Raw genomic sequence first — 26633 nt, 5'->3', positions numbered from 1 at the left:
TCCCTCCACAAATAGCCAGGTGGCCCGATATGGGCGTTGACCTCTATCGGCACCCTTCGATAGGACCCGCGTGAATGACGCGCCCGGCGTCCAATTGAAGACAATGGGTAATGCAGGCCGGCATCTCGTCCGGCCGATGGCTGATATAAAGCAGGTTGGTATGCCCGGAAGCGGCGATGGCCTTTACCATGTCGAGGACCCGGCGGCGGTTGCTCATATCCAGGCCGTTGCACGGTTCGTCCAGGATCAACAGGCGGGGCGTCTTGACCATGGCCCGGGCGATGAGAATCAACCGCTGCTGACCGAATGAGAGCTGCGCCATGGGTCGGTCGGCCAGCTCTTCCAGATGCAGGACATGCACCCAGTGGCTGCCGGCCTCGCGCTGTGCGTCGCTGCAATAACGGTACAGACCGACCGAGTCGAAAAAACCCGAACAGATGACATCGAAAGCGGTGATCCTGCGCTGATAGCGGGCCTGCAACTCGTCCGCCACATAGCCGATGTGTTCCTTGATCTCCCAGATCGACTCTCCCGAGCCCTTGGGGCGCCCGAACAGGTGAATGTCGTTGGCATAGGCCTGCAGCTGGTCGCCGGTGATCAATTGGAGCAGGGTGCTCTTGCCGGCGCCGTTGGGTCCCAGGACCGCCCAGTTTTCTCCGGCACGCACGGTCCAGTCGACCCGATCCAGGACGACGTGGCCACCGAAGCGGACGGTCGCCTCGCGCATCCGGATCAACGGCTCGCCGGCATCGACCCGATTTAAGGATCGAGTTGCTGATCGGTCTTTGGATCGATCTGGGATTCGGCCGCCGTCACCGGCTTTGGCCTCGTCTGGCGAACGCAGCACCGCAGCATCGGCCATGGGCCCCTGCCAGACCACCCGTCCGTCCTTCACCTGCAGCAGGTGCGAAAAAAAGACGGGTATCTCCTCTCTGCGATGCACGATCAGCACCATCTGGGTCCCGGACACGATCCGTTGTTCGAGCAGCCGCAACAGATTCGCCCGGGAGGGTTTGTCCAGGCCGTTGAACGGCTCGTCGAGAATCAGCAGGCAAGGTTCGGCGGCCAGGCCGCAGGCGATGAGCAGCTTGCGCATCTCACCGGAAGAGAGCGCCTGAATCGGTTTGCTCAAGATCGCCGCCAGATCCAGAATCTCGGGTATCTGGGTCCCATGGAAGGCCGCAGATGGCGTTTTACCGTATCGCTCCGTAACGCCCCGCAACACGTCGGCGGCCGCGGTGGTTTGATCCAACCGTCCGCTGAAATGGCGGAATTCATCGAACAGTTGCTCCTGCCGGTAGATCCGATGGTACTGCTCGGAAGAGACCAGGGCCACTGCTCGACGCCCCGCGCACACGGCCGGGTCCTGCTCGTAATGGCGCCGGACCCACCCCTTGACCACCGCCACCTCGCCGGTGAGTATCCTGGCCAGGGTCGTCTTGCCTGCGCCGTTGGGCCCCCATACCACCCAATTCTCACCACACCGGATCTGCCATTGGGTATCTGCGAGCAACCAGCGATCCCGCAAACGCACGGTCACATCTTCCAATGTCAAAAACGGCGCGGCATCCATCATCACACCTCGCGGTCCCACCCCCGGACGGGTTCGGTACCCCCCTGCAACCTCTGCAAACGCATTACCCCTATAACAAAAAAGGCGGTCGCGGGACCGCCCTTTTTTCGATCATCTCACGCTGCCGACGAGCTATACCCGTTCGGCCACCATGTCTCCCACTTCGCTGGTGCTGAAACCCATCTTCCCCGCCGCCAGGCTTTTGATCTTGTTGGCCGTCACATCCTTGACCGCCTCCTCGATGGCCCGGGCCGCATCGATCTCGCCGAGGGTTTCCAGCATCATGGCACTGGAACAGATGGCCGCCAGAGGGTTGATGATGTTCATGCCCGTGTACTTGGGGGCCGACCCGCCGATGGGCTCGAACATGCTCACGCCTTCGGGATTGATGTTGCCTCCGGCGGCGATGCCCATGCCGCCCTGGGTCTCGGCACCAAGATCGGTGATGATATCCCCGAACATGTTGGAGGTGACCAGCACGTCGAACCATTCCGGGCTCTTGACCATGTACATGCAGGTCGCATCCACGTGGTAATATTCGCGTTTGACATCCGGGTAATCCCGCTCCCCGATTTCATGAAACGCCCTTTCCCACAGATCGAACACAAACGTCAGCACGTTGGTCTTGCCCACCAGGGCCAGGGTGTTGGCGTCGCCTTTGCCGCGCGCCTTCTTGCCGAACTTACGGGTATAGTCGAAGGCATAGCGCAGGCAGCGCTCCACTTGAAAACGGTTGTAGACCATGCTTTGCACGGCCACCTCGTGGGGGGTGCCCTTCATCGAAATGCCGCCCGTGCCGGTGTAGATACCGCCCGAATTTTCGCGCACCACCGCATAGTCGATGTGCTCGGGTCCTTTGCCCTTCAACGGTGTTTCCACTCCCGGATATAGGCGCACCGGCCGCAAGTTGATGTATTGATCCAGCTCGAAGCGCAACCGCAGCAGAATGCCCTTCTCCAAAATACCCGGTTTGACGCCCGGATGGCCGATGGCCCCCAGATAGATCGCATCAAATCGGCGCAGCTCATCGGCGGCGTTGTCCGGCAGTATCTCGCCGGTACGCAGGTAACGCTCACCGCCATAGTCGAAATCGGTCATTTCCAGTTTAAAGTCAAATTTGGCCGCGGCGGCCTTCAAGGCTTTGCGGCCTTCATCCACCACTTCCGGACCGGTGCCATCTCCCGGGATGACGGCTATCTGATACGTTTTTCCCATCTTGATCTCCCTGTTCGGATCCATCGCGGCTTGGCGTCGATCCTCGATTTTGATAAATCGTGCCTATATATGGGATTCATGCCGCAGGGTCAAGCATTCGTGCGGACCGTGAGTGACAAAATGAACGTTATTCATCAGCGATCCTAACTGAACGTTATTCATTAAACCCGGCGTGGATTGAACAGGTGGCCGATGCCACACGCCAAGCGGTCGAATGCCGTTAAAATGCACGGCGGGCGGCCCAGAAACTCGCTGCGCTCAAACAGTCTGGGCCGCTCGTCCGCCGTTTGCATTAAACCGGCACTAGGACCGCAGGCGTATGTGGCCCTGGCCACCTGCCCCACCCACGCCTGCCATGTCCGTTGCCGTGCGGTCTTTTTATCAAAAATCATTTGGAAGGCGCGCCCTTCACGGTGAATCACATTCAATTAGAATTGCTGGATATTCAGAGAATCCAAAAAACCAAAGGAGGACCGATGCCACAAGCGCGGGCTATGCTGCAACAGTTTCGGCCGGATCAGGATACGGCAACCTTCGCCCTGACCGGCCTGGTAGAACGCATTGGCGACAGGTTGAGCCTCGCCTTCGAGCTCACAGGCCCCATCCACCGGCTGCGCCTGCCGTCCGTTGTCACCCATCCCGAGCGCAGGCAGGGGCTGTGGGAGGACACCTGCTTCGAGTGTTTCATCGGTGCGCAGACCGCATCCGCCTACTGGGAATTCAACTTTTCACCGGCAGGGCATTGGAACGTCTATCATTTCGACGACTACCGACAGGGGATGCATCCGGAAGCGGCATTTGACGGGTTTCCAATGGAGATGTTGCCCCTGCGAAAGGCAATGCGGCTCACCGTGGATATTGATCTGAAAAAACTGAAGCTCGAGGGCCGGCCGATCCGATTGGCCCTCAGCGCCGTTCTCGTAGCAGCGACGGGGGAAAAATCCTACTGGGCCCTGGTCCATGGAGGGGACAAACCCGACTTTCACCATCCCGCGGGCTTTCGGCTCGAGCTTTAAGGTGACCCCATCGGCTATTTTTCCTCCACGCGCGCCTGGGCCTGGCGAATCACATCCAGGAGGCTGGCGACTTTGTTGGGCGGGGCCGGATGGGCGAGACGATCGAACGCCTCGGGGCTCAAGCAGGCCTTGAAATAGGCCGTTACATCGAAAGATTCCCACCAGCAGTCGAGCACCTTGAAGCAGGGCCGGCCGTTTTCGCTGGTGCGACAAAATCGGAAGGACACCACGCTGCCCAATCGCGGGCAGCGCCTCTCTTTTTCGTCGTAGAGCATGGGACGGCACTTTCACAGCGGCGGCCGGCATCAGGGCGCGCGCCCTTACGCTCCGGCCGCCGCCTCGCGATTCTCGAAGGTTAAAAACTCTTGATATGCTGCGGTTTGGGGTAACCGGCAAAGACAGACATGGATTTCCCCAGGTCGTCTTCGCTGAGGGCAAAATCCTTCAGGTCCCCGTGCAGAAATTTTTCATATCCGGTCAGATCGAGCAGGCCATGGCCGCTGAAGTTGAAAACGATCACCTTCTCCTTGCCCTCCTCCTTGGCCTTGTTGGCCTCGATCACCACCTGGGCCAGGGCGTTGGTGGTTTCGGGGGCCGGGATGACCCCTTCGGTGCGCGCCCAGAGGATGCCAGCTTTGAAGCAGTCGCTTTGAACCACCGATTTGGGGGTAAGGATACCTTCATCGACCAACTGGCTGACGGTCGGCGCCATGCCATGATAGCGTAACCCTCCGGCATGGATGGGGGCCGGTACGAAGGCGTGCCCCAGGCTGTACATGGGCAGAAGCGGGGTATAACGGGCCGTGTCGCCATGATCGTATACGAACGGTGCTTTGGTCAGGGTGGGGCAGGCCATGGGCTCGACCGGGAGGATCTCGATCTGCTTGCCGTTGATCTTGTCCAGGACAAAGGGAAAGGCCAGTCCGGCAAAGTTGCTGCCGCCGCCGGCGCATCCGATAATGATGTCCGGGTACTCGCCGATCATGGCGAGCTGTTTTTTGGCCTCCAGGCCGATGATGGTCTGGTGAAGCATGACATGGTTGAGCACGCTGCCCAACGAGTAGCGGGTCTTGCCGGTGGAATCGCCGACCGCCTGCTCGATGGCCTCGCTGATGGCAATGCCCAGGCTGCCCGGCGTATTGGGGTCCTTGGCCAAGGCCTCCTGGCCGGCTTTGGTTTCGTTGCTGGGGCTGGCCACGCACTCTCCGCCCCAGGTCTCCATCATGGCCTTGCGGTAGGGTTTTTGATCGAAGCTGATGCGCACCATGAAGACCTTGCAGGCCAGTCCGAATTGAGAGCAGGCAAAAGCCAACGCGCTGCCCCATTGGCCGGCACCCGTCTCGGTGGTCATGCGTTCGATGCCGAACACCTTATTATAATAGGCCTGGGGAACCGCCGTGTTGGGCTTGTGGCTGCCCGGAGGGCTGGCGCCTTCATATTTGAAATAGATCCGGGCCGGCGTTCCGAGCGCCTTCTCGAAACGGTCGGCGCGGGTCAGGGCGCCCGGCCGCCAGATGGAGAGCACATCGAGCACCGGTTCGGGTATGTCGATCCAACGCTCGGTGCTGACCTCCTGCTCGATGAGATTCATGGGGAACACCGGTGCCAGGGCGTCGGGCTGAATGGGTTTGCCATCCGGTCCCAGAGGTGGATTCATCTTGATGTCGGCGAGGATATTGTACCATTGGCGGGGAATCTCGTTTGCGGGCAGGATGACGCTTTTCGCTTTCATTAAACAGCCTCCTTGGTCGTCGGTAAGGGCGTTATTTCGGGCCGATGATGTTCATGGCGATTTTTTTCGCGCAACCCTAAAAACAATGAAAAGCAGCCGGGTGTCAAGGTAAATTTGGATCGTCCGAAGCCGTTTCCAGAGGGGTCTCTCGTCTCATGGATCCTCCTTCAACTTTGCAAGATCCATGTTCTCCACGTGCATCATAAAACGCAGCATATCGTGGCAATCGTGCTTGGCCATCTTGTAAATGCAATCCTCCATGGCCTTGAGCGGATCCGCACCGACGTTCTGAAGCTTGACCAGGACGCTGTATAAAGCCTCCGGTTCACCTGGTCGCAAATCGAATCGCGCCTCCACATAGCGCAGGAAGTCCGCATAGGATTCGAAGGCTTCGAGCTTTTCCAAGGGTTGCATCTTCTCTTTAGAACTCATGATTCGTATCCTTTTATGGTTTACCGGAGCCCGACGCCAAAGCGCCGGCCCCCCTTGCGATCACTTTTTAGACACCTATAATATAAAATTAAATTAAATCAAACTACCAGGGCTCCATGACCGGAGGGTACGTGTGAACCAACACGCGTCGCATATTCCAAATGACCTGATACGGCATGGGCGAAAGGAGTGTGCCATGAGCTATACATGCAAACGTTGCGGCGCCGTCGCCAAGGTGCCCGGACATTTGTGCAACCCCTGCAACGACAGGCAGCGGTGCCGTTTTTGCGGCGCACCGGATACTGATCCGATCCATGTGTGCAAATCCAAATTATCCGCTATGAAATATGTGTGCGACGGTTGCGGAAGAATCGCCACCGATGCAGAGTTGCTCTGCAGACCGGCGGCCATCGGCTAGCCAGAAAAGGCAGGTCAATTCGAATGCATCCCGACAGACAAGCGCAGGTCGCCCAAGCATCCGATCTGGTGTGGAATGGTTATGGGAAGTACACACGTGCATTTTCGTATATCTCCCAACGCGCCGCGGTCCGTTTCGAGCGGCGCGACTGGCTCGGCATGCGCCAGGATACGGCTCGGCGACTCGATTTGTACACCAAGGTGGTGGTAGACACGTCTCGAAAACTCATCGATTTGTCAGGCCCGCAGGTCCAGAATCCTGCCGTATGGCGGAAGATAAAGCAATACTTCCAGGAACGGGCGCATCATCGTCATGACGCCGAACTGGCCTGCACCTTCTACAACTCGGTCAACCGCCGGATCCTGCAAACGGTCGGCATCGATCCGGATCTTGAATTCATTGCCCCTCAACCCTCGCCCGACACCCCGCCCGATCATGCCCCCCTGATGTTCTCTCTGGAGGTTTCCAAGGTGACCGATGAGACCATCAAGGGCCTGATCGACCGTTTCAGACTGTGCACGCCTTTTGCGGATGTTGCGACCGATGCCCGCCTGTGCGCCGAACGCATCAATCTTCGCCTCAAGTCCATTGGCGGAGGTCATTGGCGAACGACCCTGCGCATCGACATGGTTGCCTCCCCGTTTTACCGGGAGATGGGGGCCTACCTGATCGGCCGCATGCGTATGGCGAATGTTCAGATGCCGCTGGTTTTCGCGTTAGGCAACGGTCCCGACGGGCTTTACGTGGATGCCCTGTTGCTCAGAACCGAAGAAGTTCGGGTCCTGTTCAGCTTCAGTCACACCTATTTTCATGTTCAAACCGCATGTCCCGGCGAGTTGGTGCGCTTTTTAAAAGAACTGATGCCCACCAAGCGCATCGCCGAACTCTATATCGGACTGGGATACAACAAGCACGGCAAGACCGAACTGTACCGGGACCTGATCGCCCACCGGGAGGTCTGCGGCCTGGATCGCTTCCAATTTTCCCCCGGACAGCGGGGCATGGTCATGATCGCCTTCAACATGCCCCAGGACAACCTGATCTACAAACTGATCCGAGACCGCTTCGCCTCTCCCAAGCACGCCACCCCGCAGCAGGTGATGGAAAAGTACGACTATGTTTTCAGGCACGACCGGGCCGGACGCCTGATCGATGTGCAGACCTTCGAAAACCTGGAAATCGAGGATTGCTGCTTTACCCCGGATTTGTTGAATGAAATTGAAACCGGTGCCCGGCGCACCGCCACCGTCGACGGCAACCGGGTCGTCCTGCACCATGTCTACGTGGAAAGACGTCTCATTCCCCTGGACGTCTATCTCAAACAAGCCGATGCCGCCGATGCCAAGGCGGCCGTCATCGATTATGGCCGGGCGATCAAGGACCTGGCGCACATCAATGTGTTTCCAGGGGATATGCTGCTTAAAAATTTCGGGGTCACCCAGTTGGGACGGGTCATTTTTTACGACTACGACGAATTGTGCCCGCTGACCGACTGCCATTTCCGTTGGCTGCCCCAGGCCCGGGCGTACGAAGACGAAATGGCTGCCGAACCGTGGTACATGGTGGCGGAAAACGACGTGTTTCCCGAGGAATTCGCCCGTTTCCTGGCCATGCCCGCGGATCTGCGGGACATCTTCATGAAACACCACGCCGATCTATTGACCCCCGAATTCTGGATCGAGAGCCAGGAGCAGATCCGCTCCGGTGCGCTGACCCCGATCCTGCCCTACAATCAAGCGCAACGGTTGCGGCCCGGCCACCTGTCCCAACCGGACCGGATCCCATAAGGAGCATTCAGTTAGGATCCCCGGGTGAAAAACAGCCTGGTTGACATCCAGAAGCCATCGCTTATTATAGTTCCATCGCCGGGTTGGTAACTATCTGAATGCCACTGCAATCCGTGGGGCTTTTCCGCCCACCGCATGCCCACCGCATGCCAATCGACTGACCTTCACGGCGATCGTTAGCCATCGTTCCGCCTTTGAATGCACCATCTGGACTCAGGCCGCCACCCGGCGGCCTTAACCCGACAGGACCTTCCGGAGGCCTACCATGACCGTACCCAGCTCATTTGACGGCATCGAAATAGCGGGGCCCATGCAGCCCCAATTCGACGACATATTGACCCAAGATGCCTTGCGCTTCGTCGCCGACCTGCACCGCCGTTTCAACGGCCGGCGCATCGAGCTGCTGGCCGAACGCCAGGAGCGCCAACGCAGGATCGACGTCGGACAACTGCCCGACTTTCTGCACGAGACCAGGAAAATTCGGGAGAGCGACTGGAAAATCGGTTCAGTACCCGCCGATCTCCAGGACCGCAGGGTGGAAATCACCGGGCCGGTCGACCGCAAAATGATCATCAACGCCCTCAATTCAGGCGCATCGGCCTACATGGCCGACTTCGAAGATTCCCATGCGCCTACCTGGCAGGGCACCATAGAGGGGCAGATCAATCTGCGCGATGCGGTGGAAGGCACCATTTCACTGACCAGCCCCGAAGGAAAGCACTACGCGCTGAATCCCAAAACCGCCGTATTGCTGGTGCGGCCCAGGGGATGGCACCTGGAAGAAAAACATGTGCGCGTGGACGGCCAGGCCATTTCCGGTTCGATATTCGACTTCGGACTCTACTTCTACCACAACGCAAAAAAACTCCTGGCTCGCGGCACAGGCCCCTATTTCTACCTGCCCAAACTCGAAAGCCACCTGGAAGCCCGCCTGTGGAACGATATTTTTGTACAGGCCCAGCAGGTGCTGGGGATCGCACCGGGCACCATCAAAGTCACGGTGCTCATCGAGACCATCCTGGCCGCCTTCGAGACCGAAGAAATTCTCTACGAACTGCGCGACCACATCGTGGCGCTCAATTGCGGCCGCTGGGACTATATCTTCAGCTTCATCAAACGGTTTCGCAATGTCCCGGGTTACATCTTCCCGGACCGGTCGCTCATCACCATGACCCGTCACTGTATGCGCTCGTACGCCCTGCGGGTGATCCAGACCTGCCACCGCCGCGGCGCCCACGCCATGGGCGGCATGGCGGCCCAGATCCCCATCAAGGACGATCCCGAGGCCAACGCGATCGCATTGGCCAAGGTGCGCGAAGACAAGGTGCGCGAAGCCAGCGATGGCCATGACGGCACCTGGGTGGCCCATCCCGGCCTGGTGGCCATCGCCAGAGAAGAGTTCGACAAAGCCATGCCCACGGCCAATCAGGTCGATCGGCTACGCGATGATGTCACCGTTACTGCTCAGGATCTGCTCAAGGTGCCCAAAGGCCAGATCACGGAAAACGGTTTACGAAACAACATCTCGGTGGGGATTCAGTATATGGCCCACTGGCTCCACGGCAATGGCTGCGTGCCGCTGTACAACCTCATGGAAGATGCCGCCACCGCCGAGATCGCACGCGCCCAGGTATGGCAATGGATTCATCACCCCGAGGGTATTCTGGACGATGGCCGCAAGGTGACCCTGGCCCTGGTGCGCCAACTCATGCAAGAAGAACTCGCCAACATCCGCAAAGAGGTCGGCGAACGCCAATTCAAGGAGATCCCCTATGAACAGGCAAGGGGCCTGTTTGAAGAGATTATCGCAAACCCGTCCTTTGAAGAGTTTTTAACCTTGAAAGCCTATGAACGTCTCGAATAGAGGAAAGGAGTTCGTTTATGCAAACCATCGCTGAAAAAGCCCAGGCCCTTTGCGATCGGCTCTCTTGCCATGAAATATTTCCCGACGAGATTTCCGCACTGGAATATGTATGGGAAAACGATCCCCGTTGGACGGGCATCGTCCGGCCCTATAGCGCCGAAGACGTATTGAAATTGCGCGGCACCCTGAAGATCGAAAACACCCTGGCCGACGCCGGTGCTCAGCGACTCTGGCAACTGCTGCACACGGAAAAGTATATCCCGGCCCTGGGCGCCCTGACCGGGAACCAGGCGGTTCAGCAGGTCGAGGCCGGTTTGAAGGCCATCTACCTGAGCGGTTGGCAGGTGGCGGCCGACAACAATCTGGCCGGCCAGATGTATCCCGACCAAAGCCTCTACCCGGCCAACAGCGTGCCGTCCGTGGTGCGCAAAATCAACAACGCCCTTCGGCGCGCCGATCAGATCCAGGTGCTCGACGGCCGCAAAAACGGTCCCTATTGGTACGCCCCCATCGTGGCCGATGCGGAGGCCGGCTTCGGCGGGCCGCTCAATGCGTTCGAACTGATGCGTGACATGATCGAGGCCGGCGCCGCCGGAGTTCACTTCGAAGATCAACTGGCTTCGGCCAAAAAATGCGGTCACATGGGCGGCAAGGTACTTGTGCCGGCCCAGGAGTTCATCACCAAGCTGATCGCCGCTCGTCTGGCAGCGGACATCTGCGGCGTGCCCACCGTGCTCATCGCCCGCACCGACGCCGAGGCCGCCCGTCTGCTGACCAGCGACATCGACGAACGGGACAAGCCGTTTCTGCTCGATCAACCGCGATCCTCCGAGGGGTTTTACTATATCAACGCCGGCATCGACCTGGCCATTGCCCGCGGTCTGGCCTACGCCCCCTATGCCGACATCATCTGGTGCGAGACCCAGAAACCCGACATCATTGAGGCCCGGCGCTTCGCCGAAGGCATTCATGCCAAATTTCCCGGCAAGCTCCTGGCCTACAACTGCTCGCCCTCTTTCAACTGGAAGGCGCACCTGGACGACAAGGTTATCGCCAATTTTCAAAATGAATTGGCCGAAATGGGCTACAAATTCCAGTTCGTGACCCTGGCCGGCTTCCATACCCTGAACCTGGGCATGTTCGACCTGGCCCACAGCTACAAAACCGAAGGCATGGCCGCATACGCCCGTTTTCAGCAGGCGGAGTTCGCCCATGGCAAAGAGGACGGCTACATGGCCACCACCCACCAGAAATTCGTGGGCACCGGCTATTTCGACCGTGTGCTCAACAGCATCACCGAAGGCCTATCTTCGGTTTCGGCCCTGAAAGGATCCACCGAAGAGGCCCAGTTCTAGCTTCTCGGCGCGCCCACCATGGGCGTAAAGATCCTCGGTGTTGTTCTGTGCACCGCCTTTCTCGCCTGCGCCGTGCGGTTCTCCGCCGGCCAGGCGAACATCGATATCGCAATGAAAAAGGCCAAAACCCGCATCATCCGGTTCCTCGAAACCGAAATCTGGCGTCTGGACAAGAGCGATCTCCCCACGGTCAGGGCCCTCTTGCTCAAACCCATGCGGGTCCTGCTGTTGACCGTTCAAGGCTACGTACGCGACGACTGCGCCTTGCGGGCGTCGGCCCTGACGTTCTACAGCCTGCTGGCCGTCGTTCCGGTGGCCGCCATGGCCTTTGGCATCGCCAAGGGGTTTGGCCTGGAACAACGCCTGGAAAAGATGTTTTATCAGCATTTGGCCGGCCAGGAAGTGGTCGTGGACAAAATTATCACGTTTGCCCGCTCGCTGTTGGCCAATACACAGGGCGGATTGATCGCCGGTATCGGGGTGGTGGTGCTGTTCTGGTCGGCCGTCAAGGTCCTCAACCACATCGAGGACACGCTCAACGACATCTGGAAGGTCCAATCCCGCTCGTTCGTCCGCAAATTTACCGACTATCTGGCCATCCTGGTCATCGGCCCGCTGCTGGTCATCCTTTCGAGCAGCATCAACCTCTTCATCATGGCCCAGGTCGAGGCCATCACCGGCCGGTTGGCCCTGCTCAAAATGGCCAGCCCGGTGATCTTTCTGATGCTCAGATGGCTGCCCTTCGCATTGACCTGGCTCCTGTTCATTCTCATTTATATCGTTCTGCCCAACACGCGCGTTCGGTTTTCCTCGGCCCTGCTGGCCGGTATCTTCGCCGGTACGCTGTTTCAAATCACCCAATGGGCCTATATCCACCTCCAGGTGTTTCTGTCCAACTATAACGCCATTTACGGCAGCTTCGCCGCGCTGCCCTTTTTCCTCATCTGGATGTATTTCAGTTGGATGATCGTGCTCATGGGTGCGCAATTCGCCTATGCCCATCAGCATGTGGATGCGTATGCCATGCAGGTCGATTTCCAGGAAATGAATTTACGCACGCGAAAATCGCATACCCTGACGGTACTGCGGTTGATCGTTTCCAATTTTGAAAACGGCGGCCCGCCTCTTCCCATCCGGGAAATTGCGGAGCGTCTCGCGTGGCCCTCCGGACTGGTCGCGCTATTGATCGATCAATTGGTCCAAAGCAACATCGTTTCCGCGGTCGAAATGGAAACGGCGGAAGAGATCGGCTATCAACCGGCCCGGGATATTCATGGCATAACGGTGGCCGATGTCCTGTTGCCCATGGGCGACGCAGCCCCGGAGGAGCGGAGGGCGCCAGTCGGGCATGGGGTTGAACGCATGATGGACGTGTTGGACAAACTGGAACATGACATCCGGAAGGCACCGGCCAATCGCCTGGTCAAGGATCTCTGAGGGGTTTGCGGGCTAAAAGATGTATTTGATCCCGACAAAACCGAGGACCAGCAACACCACGAAGGTGACCGCCATGAGGTCGAAATAGCGATCGATCACCCTCTGGATGCCGGGACCGAATTTGTAAATCAAGCCGGCGACCAGAAAAAAACGCGCCGAACGGGAAACCAGCGAGGCCAGCACAAAAACGGCGAAGTCGATCCGGAACATCCCGGCCGCGATGGTAAACACTTTGTAGGGAATCGGTGTGAACCCGGCAATGCCCACGGCCCACGCGTTGTAACGCCGGTATAGATCACCGATATAGTCGACCTTGTCGGCAAAGCCGTAAAGCTCCACGATGCGCTGGCCGATGCCGGTCATGAAGCCATAGCCGATGGCGTATCCGATACAGCCGCCAATGAGCGATCCCAACGCGCACACCCATGCATAGCGGAATGCCTTGGCGGGCTTGGCCACGGCCAGAGCGATAAGAAGCACATCCGGGGGGATTGGGAAAAACGAGGCCTCGGCCAGGGAGAGAAAAAAAAGGGCCCATGTGCTGTAAGGTGTCTCGGCCCAATGAAGCACCCAGTCGTACAGCCGTCGCAACATCTATGGCTCTCTCCAGCCGTGCTCCCCAATCAACTTGACAAAACGGCAGCCGCCGAGATTGACTTGGTGGATTCCTCTCTCATCGCGAACCAGCCGGACCAGATCCTGGCTGTACTGGTTGCCCACGGGAATCACCATTCGGCCGCCAACCGCCAACTGGTTGACCAGGACGGCGGGGATTTCAGGCGCCCCGGCCGTCACGATGATCGCATCGAAAGGACTCTCGTCCCGCCATCCCGATGTACCGTCGGAATAACGGGTGACAATGTTATGGTATCCGAGTTGGTCGAAAAGCTTGCGCGCCTTGACATAGAGGCTGTGAATGCGTTCGATGGTGTAGACCCGAAAGGCGATCTGGGCCAGAATCGCCGCCTGGTATCCCGATCCGGTGCCGATCTCAAGAACGCGATCGTCCTTGGTCAGCTGGAGGGCCTGGGTCATTTCGGCCACGATGTAGGGCTGGGAGATGGTCTGCTGCTCGCCGATGGGCAGGGGAAAATCGCTATAGGCCTGATCCATCAGGGCTTCACTGACGAAGAGATGTCGCGGCACTTTGCGCATGGCCGCCAACACGTTGGGGTCCGTGATACCCCGGGCCTCGATCTGCTTCTCGACCATGTCGTTGCGTAAACGATCAAACTTCATCGGCGTTTCCACTCCCGGCCACCGTCTATCAGAGCATCGGCACACGGTCAAGCGCATATTGAGGCCCCAGGACCCCGCAACTGTTCAATCTCCTTGGTTTTTACCCGAATAGATCCTCCCGGTTAGATCTTGTAAATTACCCGATCTTCGGTAATGACGATATCCACATGCTTATCGTGGCTTTCCAGAGGAACCGACGAGACAATCTGCAGTTCATAGACCAACCCCACCTTGCGGGTGGTAATGGGCAGGTCCGGAATCAACCGGTCGTAATAGCCATTGCCCTGTCCGACGCGACCTCCCTTTTCGTCCATGGCCACGCCGGGAATGATGGCGATATCCAGGCAATCGATGGGCACCGACTTGCATCTTTTGGGGTTGGGCTCCAGATTGCCCCGTGTGCCTTGAGCCAGGTCCCGGTTCAAATCGTCGACCTTGAACAGGCGCATGCTGCGCGAATTGGGATCGAATGCGGGCAACACGATGATCTTGCCGTACAGGTAGCTTCTTCGAATGATTTCCAGCGTATCTACTTCGTTCGGGGCAGGGGTGTACAACAGAACGATACGGGACTCTAAAAAATTAGCGAATTCAAACAACCGGTTCTCTATTGCGCGGGTGCGCTGGGTCACCTCATCGGCAGACAAAGCGGAGATCTTGCGTGCCACTTCGTTGCGGATGTCCTGCTTCTTCTCTCGAATTTCCTCCATTGCGTTCTCCGGTAAACTGGGTGTGAAAAAAAGACCGTTTGCGGCAACCTCGGACAAGGTCAACTCATAATGATCATTGACTAAATCATATGCCTACAGTATATTCTGAGCCATTGTTCACGTTTGGCCTCGTCTTCCTCGTTGGCTGGCAAGACCGAGGCCATCTTTTTCCGCATAAGATCCGGTTATCAGCAAAAAAATTTCGCCTAATATAGGGGCTCCCATGTTAGAAATCAAGTTCGTGCGACAAAATTTGCCAACTGTTCAAAAAGCGGTCGAAAATCGAGGCGGTACCGCTGATTGGGAGGCATTCAACCGCGCCGATGCGCAACGATCCGCCGTGTTGAACGAGATCGAGCAGTTGCGTCACCAGCGAAATGTGGCCTCCGAGCAGATCGCCCGATTGAAAAAAAACGGCCAGGCGGCCGATGCGCAGATGGCTGACATGCGATCGGTGGGAGACCGCATCAAACAGCTGGAAACAGAACTCACCGCCCAAGAGCAGATCCTTGGCGACATTCTACTCGGCATCCCCAATATCCCCGACCCATCGGTCCCGGTGGGTCGTGACGAAAAGGACAATCCGGTCATCAAAACCGTGGGTAGACCGCCCGAGTTCGACTTCCAGGCCAAGGGGCACTGGGACATCGGCGAACAGATGGGGATCCTGGATTTCGCCCGTGCCGCCAGAATCGCCGGGGCGCGATTCCCCCTCTATCTGGGTGCCGGGGCTCACCTGGAACGCGCCCTGATCAACTTCATGCTGGATATCCACACCAATGAACACGGTTATACCGAAGTGCTGCCGCCGTTCATCGTCAACCGCCAGTCCATGACCCACACCGGCCAATTGCCCAAGTTCGAACAAGACCTGTTCAAACTGGAAAACTGGGACTACTTCCTCATTCCCACCGCCGAAGTGCCGGTGACCAATATTCACCAGGGTGAGATCCTGACCGAGGAACAGCTGCCCGTCTATTACACGGCCTACACCCCCTGCTTCCGTTCCGAAGCGGGTTCGTATGGCAAGGATACACGCGGACTGATCCGGCAGCACCAATTCAACAAGGTGGAGCTCGTCAAATTCGTCGAACCGGAGCACTCCTATGAGGAGCTGGAGCGCCTGCTGCAGAACGCCGAAACGATCCTGCAACGCCTGGGCCTGCCCTACCGGGTGGTGACGCTGTGCACTGGGGACCTGGGCTTCTCTGCGGCCAAAACCTATGATATAGAGGTGTGGATGCCGGCTCAGAACATGTACCGCGAGATCTCTTCTTGCAGCAATTTCGAGGCGTTTCAGGCACGGCGGGCCAATATCCGTTTCAAACGTAAAGGCCAGAAAGGGACCCAGCTGGTTCACACCCTCAACGGGTCCGGCCTGGCCGTGGGACGCACGGTGGCCGCCGTTCTCGAAAACTATCAGCAGGCTGATGGATCGGTGGTGATTCCCGAAGCCCTGCGGCCCTACATGGGGGGAAAGGAGAAGATCGCGCCATGATGCCGGAACAGTTTCCCGAGCAGATCCGCGACCTCCTGATTCCCAAGCCGTCGGGACGTTTGATTTATCGCTGTCTGGGGTGCAATAGCGAATTCGGAATCGACCAGCTGCTCTATACCTGCCCCGAATGCGGGCGCGTCCTGCTGCTCTACGACGACCAGTTCCATCGTCTCAAGACCATACCACCGGAGCGATGGCGTCAGCTGTTCGACTACCGCGCCATGCTCACCCTGCCGGCCCTCAAAGGAATTTACCGCTACCACGAATTCATCGGACCGGTGATCCCTTTGGACGCGGTCGTCTACCTCGGTGAAGGGCATACGCCCGTGGTAGAGGCCAACGCTCACCTCCAGGCGTGCGTGGGGATGCGCTTCTTCTATAAAAACGACGGCCAGAACCCCAGCGGCTCCTTCAAGGATCGCGGCATGGCCAGCGCCCTGAGCTACATCAACTTTCTGATTCAAAGCGGCCAGGCAACGGATATCCTGGCGGTATGCGCCTCTACCGGCGACACCTCGGCGGCGGCGGCACTGTATGCCGCCTATTTGCGCCCCCATATCAAATCTGCGGTGTTGCTGCCGCACAAAAAGGTGACCCCCCAGCAGCTCTCCCAGCCCCTGGGCAGCGGCGCACGGGTCTACGAAATTCCGGGGGTGTTCGACGACTGCATGAAGGTGGTCGAAGCCCTGTCCGAACAGTACGAAGTGGCCCTGCTCAACTCGAAAAATGCCTGGCGGATACTCGGCCAGGAATCTTACTCTTACGAAATCGCCCAGGCCTTCGAATACGACATGGCCGACAAGGTCGTCGTGGTACCCATCGGCAACGCCGGCAACATCACCGCCGTGATGAGCGGTTTCATCAAATTCTATCAGATCGGCCTGATTTCCGACCTGCCCCTGATCGTCGGTGTGCAGTCGGCCCACGCCGACCCGGTCTATCAATACTACCGGGAACCCGACGTCGATAAGCGGTGTTTCAAGGCCCAGACCGTTCGGCCATCGGTCGCCCAGGCGGCCATGATCGGCAACCCGGTCTCCATGCCGCGCGTCATCCGACTGGTCGACAGCTACAACGAGATGGCCGGTCGCCAACGCATTCATTTCATCCAGGTCAGTGAGCAGGAGATCATGGATTGGCACCTGCGGGCCAACAAAAACGGCCACATCGCCTGTACCCACGGTGGTGAAAGTCTGGCCGGGCTCAAACAGGCCGTGGATCGCGGTCTGGTGGACCGTTCCACGGTGGCCGTGGTCGATTCCACGGCACATGCCCTGAAATTCAGCGGCTTTCAGGATATGTACTTCGAAAATGCCATGCCCCCGGAATTCGAGGTGACCCCCGATCCCAGGCTGATCAATGCACCGGTCTACCTTCACCCCGACCACCTGGATCAATTCCCTGCCCCGGGCAAACCGCTCGCCGGGCCGGCATTCGACCTTTTCGTCAAAGCAGTGACAGAGGCCATCGCCGATGATTTAAACCTGAGCCCCAAACATGCGCGCAAAGGATGATGACGCTTAAAACCAAATCCACTACGGATATCGCTCTCGGAGATCACCGGCTGGTTCGGCGGCTGTTGCCGCTGGTTTTGTTGTTGCCACTGGCCTTGTTGTTGCCGCTGAGCGGGGCAGGCCGCCCGGCCGACGCCAGCAGCATGATCTACAAAAACTACATCGTGCGCTACGACCGCGGATGGGATATCCTCTGTGAACCGTACGTGGTCCAGAAAAACGACTGGATTCTCAAAATCTTCCGTCAAAAAGGAGAGATCGCCCACGCAGATTTTCGGGATTTTTTAGGCATTTTTCAGCGTCTCAACCCCCATGTCACCGACATCAATCTTCTCCGGCCGGGCCAGGCCGTCGATATCCCGTTGCGCAAACTCGAGCACGGCACCTTGTCCGGCCAGGCCAGCGGCGTGGTCACCATCCCTTTCGTCACCCTGGCCAAGGTGACCGAGGCCGTGCTGCAAAACGCCATGCCTTACACCGTGCAGCGTGGTGACACGGTTTCCCAGTTGATTGCCAAATACTACGGCCGCTTTGGCAGCCGCGCCTACCAGGAGGGCGTCAAGCTGTTCCAGGCCGCCAATCCACAAATCGAAAACCTCGATAGGATTTATGCGGGGCAGAATGTCTACATGCCCGACCCGGCCATCCGCGAAAAAGAGTGGTACGCCGCCATGTACGACGCGGAAGGCAACCTGCGCGAGACCATCGACATGGGCACTGCCGGGGCCGCAGGAGCAGCGGGCCGGCCATTGCCCACCAGCGGGTTGCCGACGTCCGATCCCGAAGCGCCACCCGGCGCCCTGGCCCAAGCGGCCGCCACGGTCGGCGGTCAACTCAACGAGAAGGGCACTTATTTCATCCCACGGCCTACTGGCGACGACTTTGAAGTCGACCTTTCCCAACACCCCATGCTGACGCTTCCCGAGCAAAAGATGCTCTTCACGCGAGACGGCCGCATTATGGGCATCGACCCGGAAACCCTCAAACCCAACTGGCCGGAAGGCAAAGTGGTCACCTACGATGAGCAGGCGTCGGTGGAAGAGATTGTCGCCGCCATCTTCGACGCCATTGGCGGGGCAGAGGATCAGACCCGGAGCGAGGTTGGCTTCACCGCCGCGGGGGTGCAGGTGACGGTTCACGCCAAGTGGGTCAAAACGCTGGCCGATCAGCGATGGCTCTGCATCACGCCCATCGCCGGACCGGAAGAGCAGACCCCGGAATCCATTCGCCGCTACCTCGCCCAGAACGGCATCGAACTCAAAGAGGTGTTCCCCGGTGGCCAGGCTGTCACGGCCGACCCGGCTGCCGTTGGTCAACGGCACCTCGTGAAAAACATTCTCGCCATCGCCCCGACCGGCCAGAAGGATTTTGCCCAGCGTCTCTGCCGGGCGCTCGGATTTACCTACGCGCCCGATGTGGCCGTCACCTTCCCCTATGCCGGCATCCAGATCCAGGCCTATGCCAATCTGGTTACGGCACCCGGCGGAAAAGAGATCCTGGTGGATTTCGGCGATCTTTACGGGGACGCGGTCAAAGCCATCGGCGCATCGGGCATGCAGGTGGTTCAAATCAGCGCCGACGACACCTTCACGGCCATGGTCCGCAAGATATTGGATGGTCTGGGGTTTTCCTACACTGAAAACCCGACCCTGCCGGCCGCTCGGCGCTCGTCCGAGTACAACACCTTGGTCACGGTTCAGGGTATTCTATATACGGACGCCCAGGCCAACCGCGCCCTGCTCTCGGCCGCGGACCTGCATTCAGCCGTGACCGACCTGATCAGCGCCGAGGGCATCGCAGTGATCACATGGTAGCCCAAGCCGTTTCGCAATCTTCGACACGCCATACGGAGTCATCATGATAAACATCGACAGAATACCTTCACTTTCATACGTTCATACGTTCATACGTTCCACTTCTCGCAAAACTCGGCAGCCCTTTAAACCCAGCAGGCCGACAATGAAGCAATTTAGCCTGATCCTATCGACCTTGTTGCTCACCGGCCTGTTATGGTCCTGTGGCGGACAGCAAACCCAACACGATGAAGCCCTGGCCTCCGCCACACGAGAGATCGGCGAAGCCTATATGCGACAGGGCGATTACACATCGGCTCTGCGCGAACTCACCAAGGCCGAATCGCTGAACCCCGAAGACCCTTTCGTGCACAACAGCATGGGATTGTGCTACATGGCCAAAAAGCGCATGCCAGATGCCATCAGCCACTTTCAGAAGGCCGTGGCCCTGAAGCCGAGTTACACCCCGGCCCGTAACAACCTGGGGGTTGCTTACCTGACTGTTGAGGAGTGGGACCGGGCCATCGAAACCTTCAAGGAAATCACCAAAGACGCCCTCTACGCCACGCCCCAGTTTCCGCTCTCCAATTTGGGACTGGCCTACTACCGGAAAGGCGACTACCCGACATCGTTACAGTACTACAAGGAAGCGCTCAAGCTGCAACCCGACCTGGTCAACGCCCTATTTGGCACCGGCCGTACCTACCTGGCCATGAACCAGGGGCGCCTGGCCCTGCGTTACCTGGAACAGGCCGTCCAGCTGGCACCCAATGTCCCAGAGATTCATTTTCATCTGGGGGAAGCTTATCTTCTGACCGGTCAGATCGAGCAGGCTCGTGCCTCGTATGAGACGGTGATTTCTTTATCATCGCCAGAAAGTGAATTGACTCTGAAGGCAAAACAACGGTTGGGAATCGGGCGATAATTGTCCCTAACAGGGTTTAGGGCACAATCAAAAATGAAATAAGCTCTGTATAGAATCCAAGGCAGGGACAAAAAACGTTCCCATGCTGATAGCGTGGAAACGTTTTTTGTCCCTGCAATTTTCTGAGGAATACACCAACAATTATAAATGGTGGCGTATCTCCCTCTTCATTTCGGGCCTTGTAGGCCTATTCTTTTCAGCACTCTCTCAGCCTATCGATTCAGAGTGCTTATACTTTAACAGCCTTCCTTACGGATTCAACGCCGTCGCTTGCTCCAACGTTACGATCCTCGGGGTCATGAAAATTAACAGTTCGTTACTTTGTGTACTCCGGGTTGTATTCTTGAAAAGCCATCCCAGCAAGGGGATTCTACCCAAGCCTGGGAAACTGTTTTGCCCCTTGTTTTCCGAAGACTTTATGATTCCACCGATCACAATGGTATCACCGTCATTGACCAGTAGCTCGGTCTCGGCTTCGTTGGTGGAAACCGAGGGGACACCCGCGGTGATGCCAGCCACATCGTTTTTGGTGATATAGATGCTCATCGAAATGCGATTGTCAGGAGTGACATGCGGCGTCACTTCGAGCAGCAAGTCGATATTCTTGAATTTTACAGAGGACCCACCGGAAGAGTCGCGTTCCAGGTAGGGATACTCGACGCCCTGTTTGATCTTGGCCTTCTTGTTATCCAGAGTCAGGATTTTAGGTGACGAGAGAATTCGTCCTTCTCCCATGGTTTCAAGGGCATTGAGACGCGCATTGATGACAAACGGCACGCCGGTCAGGCGAGAGAAACTGATGCCGATATCATTATTACCCTCGGATGGGAAATTCATGCTTGCATCGGTACCGAATTCCCAACTCCCAAGGCTGTCCGGACCAAATGCGAGATCCCAGGTAATGCCCAGCTCCCTCGAAAAGGTATCGCTCACTTCGACCACACGCGCTTCGATCACCACCTGGGCGGTCACCTTGTCGATGCGGCGCACAATCTCCTGGGCCTGCCGCACGATTTCCGCCGTATCGGTGATGATGATCTGGTTGTTTTTCGCGTCCACGCTGACGCTGCCGCGATCCTTAGTCAAAATATTCTTGATATGCGGTTGAATCTCGCCGGCGGCATTCGAATAGCTAACCGGGATGTACTTGGTGATCAGCGGCTCCAGCGCCTTGACCTCCTCGCGCGCCTTACGGTAGGCTTCTAACTTGGCTTTTCGCAGGTCTTCCTCGGCCTTGAGCGTTTCCAGGGTAGCAATACGAACGATGTCTCCCTCCTTGGCCATGCCCAACTGGTTCATGCGGAGCACCAGGTCGAGCACCTGATCCCAGGGCACCGGTTTGTCCAGGGTCATGGTCACCTTACCCGTGACATCCTTGTCGATGGCAAAGTTCTTGCCGCTCACCTCCCGCAGGATGCGGAAGACATTTTTGATATCGGTTTCGTAAAAGTCCAGGGCGATTTTTTCCCCGGTGAACACCTTGCGTTGATAGCCGAGCATGGATTGAAGCTCGGCGTCATCGGCTTGCGCCTTGTCTGCCACGCTCATCATTTCAGGTGTTGCATCTGGCATGGCGGCACGGTTTGGGGCGCCGGCGGTGACTGGCGCCGGTATGGGGGCCAGTGCGCCCTCGCTGCTGGGCAACGGCTGGGTTTCAGCATCGCTGAGCACACGCTTCCAATCCGGCAGATTGGCCTGTTCGAGCGGCTTGGGCGGCACGCTGGACGATTCGAAATGGACCATCAACAGGTTGTCGGCCTGCTCTGCCACGTAGGGTACCGCTTCGCGCAGCTCGATGGAGACGATGGATTCGTTTTTCGCTTGGGACGATTGTGTGGGCATAATCCGGTCCACGGCGCTGGTAAAACGGGTGGTGATCAGGGGCCGCTGCCGATAGGAGGGAATGCGCGTGTTGAGCAGCCGGATCTGGAGCTGCCGCGGGCCGACCTTTTCGAGGCGGTAGTCCACGGCATGAGTGGTGCCGACCACCAGGGTGGACTTTCCCTCGGCCTCGCTGAGAAAATCGATCTTGTTGACCCAGGCCCCGGAAGCAGGCGCTTTACTGCTGCTCTTGACGATCGGTTGGGCGGACGATGTGCGGGCTGCCGTCTCTTGGGAGAGGGGCTCTGCCGAAGCAGCGGCGGTCGCCACAGCCGGTGCAGCATCGGCCTTGGCTCCGGCGGCTTCGGCCGACCGGGCAAAGCGCACCTGAACCGTATTGCCTTCCTGGACCGCTGTGTAACTGGCGTCTCCGGCCAGCTGGATTTCGACCCGCGCCGTACGCTGACCATTGCCCTGGCGCGCCGAAATCAATGGGATCATATCGATCGAATTGGGCCGGTTGATCTGGGCCTGCCCGGCGGTGGTCTCGGGAAAATAGAGCACCACGGCCAAGGGATCGGGTTGCTTCAGGGAAGAAAAGGTCAGGGGCCGGTCGGCCGTAATGGTCACCTGGACGCCCTCATCTGTCTCAACGGCTGCAATCGATGATATGGCCGTCAAAGGCGCCGATGCCTCGGGTGCCGCAGCCGCCTCGGGGCCAGGCTGGGACGCGCATCCGAAGAACATGACCGCCATGCCGAGGGTGAATACAATCAGGGCCGCGATTCTTGCAATTTTCGTTGTCATATTAAAACTCTCCAGCAGGTTTCTGAAGTTTCAACTCCGAATTTTCGATCCTTAGCTCTCCCATCACGTTCTCGACCTCTTCCTCGATCACGATGCGGTCCTTGTCGATATCGACCACCTGCCCCGCATTCAATCCGACATAGGTGCCCTTTTTGACCACATAGCCCTTGCCGGTGGCGTCTTCCACCAGGGCACGGTTTCCGCTGGGTGATCGGATGATGGCCGTCACCTTGAGCTGGCTGAGTGCCACGCGCTCCAGAGGCGTTTGGGGTGTACGCTTTTCTCGCTTGCCCGTCGCCTTGGGTGTTTCCTGAAGATCGGGCTGTTCCTTGAAAAGCGGTTCGAAAGGATCGAAACGCCCATCGGGATTGTAACTGCCTGCGATTTGCATAGCCGCCTGGATCAACTCGGAAGTTTCGGCAGAGGGGGCCGCAACCGGCGCGACATCGGGAGCCGAAGGTTGCGCCTGGGGAGACACGTCGGTCTGCGGACCGGATGAGACCGGGGCCGGAACCGGTGTCGGCTTCACCGAAATCTTCTTGCTCGTGGCTTTGGGCTGGGGGGCTGGAGGCGCCTTCTCGCCGCATCCGAGCAGGCTGATCAGCATCAAGATCGCTCCCCACCTGAACAGCAGTACCATCAGTTGCCTCTTCATATTCGCCGTCACCTATCTCTTTTTCTTCTTGGTTCCGCCCTTTTTGGGTTGCACAGGGGCTTGTTCGACAAATTTGTATGTCACGGCCTGGCAGACCGTGGTCAAGGTGTTGCCCCCGTCTTTTTTAGATTGGGGTGCCATCTTGATATTCCGGACATTGACAATGCGCGGCAGGTTGGCGACCTTATCCATGAATACCACCATTTGGTGATAGGTACCGGTCACGCTGATATCCACGGGAATCTCGGCATAAAAATCCTTGCGGCTCTCCGGTTTGGGTTGAAAGAGCAGAAATTCCAATCCGGCATCCTTACCTGCCTGGGAAATACCGGTGATAAGCGAGGGAATCTCCTCGTTTTCCGGCAGGGCCCGCATCACCTGTTTGTACTGGGCCTCTTTATGCTTCATCTTGTTGCGCCAGTCGTTGAGCTCGGCCGCATTCTTTTTGGCCTTGGCCAGCTCCTGTTGAACCGAAGCGAGCTGTTTTTCCAAGGTGCCGATTTTGTCGTACTTGGGATAGAGAAGCAGCCAGATCGACAACCCGATGATCACCACCAGGACACCCGCATAAATGCCGATGCGCTGGGGTTTGCTCAACCCTTCAATCTTTTCAAACAGGGACGTCAGTGCGCTGCTTGACGTGTTGCCTTTTTTCATTTCTGTTTAACCTCACCGGTCGCTTGTTCGGGTGGCTTTACCTGAAAGTTGACATCGAACTGCTTGAGGCTCAGCTCTTTTCCGGCCTTGATCGTCTGATGCTTGATCGCCGCCAGACGCACCGCCTGAAATCGCTCCGACTTTTCGACGCGCGTCATGTAGTCGGCCACGGTCTGGTTGTCCACGGCGATGCCGCTCACCTTGAAGCCACCGCCTTGCTCCTCGACCTGGGTGTACCACATGCGTTTCTCCACCACGACCTGATAGAGCGCATCCAGGTTTTCAACGGGCGCCTTGCGGTCCCTTTCCAGCGATTCGATCACCTGGATCTTCTTGTCCAGGACGGCCAGATTCTTCTTGATCTCTTCGATCTCTTTGTTGATCTGCTGATATTTGGCCACCTGTTCGCGGGTGCTGGCGATCTCGCTATTGAGGTCATCCACCTTTCCGTTGAGATAGGAGTTGGCCCAAAAGATCAGCAGGCCCACAAAAACCACCGACATAAGGAACACATTCACCTGGTAGCGAATGTTCTCTTTTTTCCGGGCTGCACGATATGGAAGTAAATTGATGCGTATCATTTGTCATCCATTTTGCGGGTGGCCAGCCCCATGCAAATGGATGCCTGGGGGGCGATTTTTTCAAGATACTCGGTATCGAATTTTTCACTGTCGACATAAAAATGCTGGAACGGGTTGATGGTACTCACCTCGGCCGACGTCTCCACCGCCAGCAGTTGACGCAGTTCCTGGATATTGCCGCCGCCGCCGCTGAGAACGATTTTCTTGATATGATCGTCGGGGTAGGTGGAGTAGAAAAAGTCCAGGGCCCGTCTGATCTCCGTGCACCAATCTGTGACCACCGACGAGATGATATCCGAAAGGTCCTCGGCCGAAATTTTGTCGCTGCCTTCACCGAATTTGATCGCCTCGGACTCTTCGCTGGAGCAATCGATCAAGTTGGCGATTTTCTGATTGATCTGCCCGCAACCAAGGGACACATCGCGCATGAAGACCGAAATGCCCCCCTTGAGAATGTTCAGAGAAGTTTTGCTGGCCCCGATGTCGATCAAGGCGATATTCTCATCGGACTGGGGCTCGTAGTTGATTTCAAAGACATTCTGCAAGGCGAAAGCGTCCACATCGATGACGCGCGGCTCCAGTCCGGCCAGTTCGGCCAGATGGACATAGTCGTTGACCATCTCTTTCTTGGCGGCCACCAGAAGCACATTCATCTGGTTGGGATTGTTTTCGCTTTCGCCCAGAATTTGGAAGTCGAGATTGACGTCGTTGATATCGAAGGGAATATATTGCTCGGCCTCGAAGTGGATGGTGTCCTGAAGCTGCTCCTCGCTGGCGGTTTGCACGCTGATCTTCTTAACGATCACCGAATAGCCGCCAATGGAGATGGCCACGCTATGGTTTTTGATGCCATAGGATTTGAAAAGGTTACGCAACACTTCCGCCACCGCCTCCGGGTCCTTGATGGCGCCGTCTTCGATCAAACCCGGTGCGATGTCGATCATCCCGAATTTGGACAGGGTGTAGCCTTTTTTGCCTTCGATTATCTCGGCAGCCTTAATGGCCTTGGAGCCGATATCGAGTCCCACCAATCGATTCTTGGTACCAAACATAGTCTACTCTCACTCGCCAAAGATTTTTTTCGCGTCCGACAAACCGTATCCAAGGGCCAGTAATATCTTACGCTTGGTTTCCATCCGACAAGGTTTTCCCTGCTCGATTCGCGTAATGGTGATCGGTGACACATTTGCTTCTCTGGCTAATTCGGATTTGCTCATCAAAAGAGATTCGCGAATTTTTTTTAATGAATTCTTAGCCATGTTCAATTTTTTGCCTATCCGTATTTTAGAATTTGCGTATTGGCCATCGACCAAAACCATCTCCTTTAACGATACTCTGATGTTAGCTTTATCCTCATTGAAGCAAATTTGGGTGTCAAGTGAAATTATGCATAATTTATATATAATTTTGTTTATTTAGGCCATATTGTGTGACACTTTTTGACACAACAATATATTGTGCCATTGGATATGATGCGCTAAGATTTGTTTTTATGGCCATTGGCTTTTCCGGTGCTGGGGTCACGCGCGCTTCGTTTCGGTTCGATTCATTTCGCGGCAGCGCATATCCAAGTCATCGACCACGAATTTGCAAACTTTAGGCCA

24 protein-coding genes are annotated in these 26633 nt (G+C 57.3%); 10 read left to right on the top strand and 14 right to left on the bottom strand.

Features of this window, described 5'->3' with window-relative positions:
* Window positions 1-43: 43 nt before the first annotated feature.
* Both DFT_RS00770 and DFT_RS00765 read right to left on the bottom strand, forming a co-directional pair.
* Window positions 44-1576 (bottom strand): ATP-binding cassette domain-containing protein, encoded by a 1533-nt coding sequence (locus DFT_RS00770; RefSeq protein WP_083453242.1) that lies wholly within the window; start codon window positions 1574-1576, stop codon window positions 44-46.
* A 129-nt stretch (window positions 1577-1705) separates the two neighbouring features.
* Window positions 1706-2788 (bottom strand): 3-isopropylmalate dehydrogenase, encoded by a 1083-nt coding sequence (locus tag DFT_RS00765; RefSeq protein ID WP_054030037.1) that lies wholly within the window; start codon window positions 2786-2788, stop codon window positions 1706-1708.
* Between the two features lie 476 nt (window positions 2789-3264).
* Between DFT_RS00765 and DFT_RS00755 the strand changes: the two genes are divergently transcribed.
* Window positions 3265-3804: a DOMON-like domain-containing protein gene (locus tag DFT_RS00755; protein ID WP_152971814.1), complete on the top strand. Its 540-nt coding sequence runs from the start codon at window positions 3265-3267 to the stop codon at window positions 3802-3804.
* Window positions 3805-3818: 14 nt separating this feature from the next.
* Here the strand turns inward: DFT_RS00755 and DFT_RS00750 are convergent, their stop codons facing one another.
* The 3 genes from DFT_RS00750 to DFT_RS00740 form a co-directional block, all read right to left on the bottom strand.
* Window positions 3819-4079 carry a hypothetical protein gene (locus DFT_RS00750; RefSeq protein WP_054029340.1) on the bottom strand — a complete coding sequence of 87 codons (261 nt, stop codon included), beginning with the start codon at window positions 4077-4079 and terminating at the stop codon, window positions 3819-3821.
* A gap of 80 nt (window positions 4080-4159) precedes the next feature.
* Complete coding sequence (locus DFT_RS00745; protein ID WP_054029339.1) at window positions 4160-5536, bottom strand: TrpB-like pyridoxal phosphate-dependent enzyme; 1377 nt, start codon at window positions 5534-5536, stop codon at window positions 4160-4162.
* 153 nt (window positions 5537-5689) lie between these two features.
* Window positions 5690-5968 (bottom strand): hypothetical protein, encoded by a 279-nt coding sequence (locus DFT_RS00740; RefSeq protein WP_054029338.1) that lies wholly within the window; start codon window positions 5966-5968, stop codon window positions 5690-5692.
* Between the two features lie 196 nt (window positions 5969-6164).
* On the opposite strand from DFT_RS00740, the gene DFT_RS00735 reads away from it, so the two are divergent.
* From DFT_RS00735 to DFT_RS00715, 5 genes are all read left to right on the top strand, one after another.
* Window positions 6165-6386 carry a hypothetical protein gene (locus DFT_RS00735; protein ID WP_054029337.1) on the top strand — a complete coding sequence of 74 codons (222 nt, stop codon included), beginning with the start codon at window positions 6165-6167 and terminating at the stop codon, window positions 6384-6386.
* 23 nt (window positions 6387-6409) lie between these two features.
* Window positions 6410-8173 (top strand): bifunctional isocitrate dehydrogenase kinase/phosphatase, encoded by a 1764-nt coding sequence (aceK, locus tag DFT_RS00730; RefSeq protein ID WP_054029336.1) that lies wholly within the window; start codon window positions 6410-6412, stop codon window positions 8171-8173.
* Between the two features lie 265 nt (window positions 8174-8438).
* The gene (gene aceB / locus DFT_RS00725; protein WP_054029335.1) at window positions 8439-10037 is read left to right on the top strand and encodes a malate synthase A; all 1599 of its coding nucleotides are present in this window, start codon (window positions 8439-8441) and stop codon (window positions 10035-10037) included.
* Window positions 10038-10054: 17 nt separating this feature from the next.
* Entirely contained in the window at window positions 10055-11392 is a 1338-nt protein-coding gene (gene aceA, locus DFT_RS00720) for an isocitrate lyase (protein WP_054029334.1), read from the top strand.
* A gap of 18 nt (window positions 11393-11410) precedes the next feature.
* Window positions 11411-12829 carry a YihY/virulence factor BrkB family protein gene (locus DFT_RS00715; protein ID WP_054029333.1) on the top strand — a complete coding sequence of 473 codons (1419 nt, stop codon included), beginning with the start codon at window positions 11411-11413 and terminating at the stop codon, window positions 12827-12829.
* Between the two features lie 12 nt (window positions 12830-12841).
* Here DFT_RS00715 and DFT_RS00710 read toward each other — a convergent pair whose 3' ends face one another.
* From DFT_RS00710 to DFT_RS00700, 3 genes are all read right to left on the bottom strand, one after another.
* Window positions 12842-13423, bottom strand: a complete 582-nt coding sequence (locus DFT_RS00710) for a YqaA family protein (RefSeq protein WP_054029332.1) — start codon at window positions 13421-13423, stop codon at window positions 12842-12844.
* Entirely contained in the window at window positions 13424-14068 is a 645-nt protein-coding gene (locus DFT_RS00705; protein WP_054029331.1) for a protein-L-isoaspartate(D-aspartate) O-methyltransferase, read from the bottom strand. It abuts the gene before it with no gap.
* A 122-nt stretch (window positions 14069-14190) separates the two neighbouring features.
* A complete protein-coding gene (locus DFT_RS00700; RefSeq protein WP_054029330.1) occupies window positions 14191-14778 on the bottom strand; it encodes a 5-formyltetrahydrofolate cyclo-ligase in 588 nt (195 codons plus the stop codon).
* A 223-nt stretch (window positions 14779-15001) separates the two neighbouring features.
* Between DFT_RS00700 and serS the strand changes: the two genes are divergently transcribed.
* From serS to DFT_RS00680, 4 genes are all read left to right on the top strand, one after another.
* Complete coding sequence (serS, locus tag DFT_RS00695; protein ID WP_054029329.1) at window positions 15002-16276, top strand: serine--tRNA ligase; 1275 nt, start codon at window positions 15002-15004, stop codon at window positions 16274-16276.
* Window positions 16273-17790, top strand: a complete 1518-nt coding sequence (gene thrC, locus DFT_RS00690) for a threonine synthase (RefSeq protein ID WP_054029328.1) — start codon at window positions 16273-16275, stop codon at window positions 17788-17790. The genes serS and thrC overlap by 4 nt, the downstream gene beginning before the upstream one ends.
* On the top strand, window positions 17787-19604 hold the full coding sequence (locus tag DFT_RS00685) for a LysM peptidoglycan-binding domain-containing protein (RefSeq protein ID WP_083453241.1): 1818 nt from the start codon (window positions 17787-17789) through the stop codon (window positions 19602-19604). The genes thrC and DFT_RS00685 overlap by 4 nt, the downstream gene beginning before the upstream one ends.
* Window positions 19605-19749: 145 nt before the next feature.
* Window positions 19750-20508, top strand: coding sequence for a tetratricopeptide repeat protein (locus DFT_RS00680; protein ID WP_054029326.1), 759 nt, complete (start codon window positions 19750-19752; stop codon window positions 20506-20508).
* A 249-nt stretch (window positions 20509-20757) separates the two neighbouring features.
* Here the strand turns inward: DFT_RS00680 and DFT_RS00675 are convergent, their stop codons facing one another.
* Genes DFT_RS00675 through DFT_RS00650 form a run of 6 tightly spaced genes read right to left on the bottom strand, consistent with a single transcriptional unit; the run spans window position 20758 to window position 26342 of the window.
* Window positions 20758-23136, bottom strand: a complete 2379-nt coding sequence (locus DFT_RS00675; protein ID WP_054029325.1) for a type IV pilus secretin PilQ — start codon at window positions 23134-23136, stop codon at window positions 20758-20760.
* A 1-nt stretch (window position 23137) separates the two neighbouring features.
* Window positions 23138-23791, bottom strand: a complete 654-nt coding sequence (locus DFT_RS00670) for a pilus assembly protein PilP (RefSeq protein ID WP_054029324.1) — start codon at window positions 23789-23791, stop codon at window positions 23138-23140.
* 12 nt (window positions 23792-23803) lie between these two features.
* Window positions 23804-24448 (bottom strand): type IV pilus inner membrane component PilO, encoded by a 645-nt coding sequence (locus DFT_RS00665; protein ID WP_054029323.1) that lies wholly within the window; start codon window positions 24446-24448, stop codon window positions 23804-23806.
* Window positions 24445-25029, bottom strand: a complete 585-nt coding sequence (locus DFT_RS00660; protein ID WP_054029322.1) for a PilN domain-containing protein — start codon at window positions 25027-25029, stop codon at window positions 24445-24447. Before DFT_RS00660 ends, DFT_RS00665 begins: the two co-directional genes overlap by 4 nt.
* Window positions 25026-26081, bottom strand: coding sequence for a type IV pilus assembly protein PilM (gene pilM, locus DFT_RS00655; protein ID WP_054029321.1), 1056 nt, complete (start codon window positions 26079-26081; stop codon window positions 25026-25028). Before pilM ends, DFT_RS00660 begins: the two co-directional genes overlap by 4 nt.
* 9 nt (window positions 26082-26090) lie before the next feature.
* Complete coding sequence (locus DFT_RS00650; RefSeq protein WP_235506147.1) at window positions 26091-26342, bottom strand: helix-turn-helix transcriptional regulator; 252 nt, start codon at window positions 26340-26342, stop codon at window positions 26091-26093.
* Between the last annotated feature and the right edge of the window lie 291 nt (window positions 26343-26633).

Origin of the sequence: Desulfatitalea tepidiphila (assembly GCF_001293685.1) — a bacterium.
GTDB classification, from domain to species: Bacteria; Desulfobacterota; Desulfobacteria; order Desulfobacterales; family Desulfosarcinaceae; genus Desulfatitalea; species Desulfatitalea tepidiphila.
This window is presented reverse-complemented; position numbering and strand designations above follow the sequence as displayed.